Origin of the sequence: Allobacillus halotolerans (genome assembly GCF_018967645.1) — a bacterium.
GTDB lineage: Bacteria > Bacillota > Bacilli > Bacillales > Alkalibacillaceae > Allobacillus > Allobacillus halotolerans.
This window is the reverse complement of record NZ_JAHLZF010000062.1, coordinates 678-1,181: the sequence shown is the minus strand read 5'-3', so window position 1 is coordinate 1,181 and position 504 is coordinate 678. Positions and strand designations below refer to the sequence as shown.

The 504-nt window shown below is 48.4% G+C and carries 1 pseudogene; it reads left to right on the top strand.

Annotated elements, in window-relative coordinates:
• Nucleotides 1-504 (top strand): annotated as a pseudogene (locus KQ486_RS14780) (hypothetical protein); the annotation flags it as partial.

Here is a 504-nt window from a genome sequence, read left to right as displayed (position 1 = left end):
TTCTCCGACAGGCAACTGGTGGAACATCTGAACGGGAACATACACTACCAGATTTTCTGTGGAATTATGATTCCCCCGTCCCTTCCCATAACCAACTTCAAGATAGTCAGTGCCATCCGTAATGAGATAGCATCCCGCCTTGACATTGATTCTTTCCAGGAGCTCCTGGCTTCACACTGGAAACCTTATCTTGATAACCTTCACGTCTGCATGACCGATGCCACATGCTATGAAAGCCACATGCGTTTTCCTACGGACATGAAACTCCTTTGGGAAAGCCTCGAATGGCTCTACAGGCATATATGCCGGCATTGCAGGGAGCTGGGCATAAGGCGTCCGCGCAACAAATACAGGAATGTGGCGGAATCCTATCTGTCCTACTGCAAGAAAAGAAAGAGGAGAGCTTCAAGGACAAGAATGCTTAAGCGCCGTATGATCAAGCTTCTTGAAAAGCTCCTCAGTCAAAGGGATGGGATCCATAGCGAGTACGGTGCTTTACTCCGA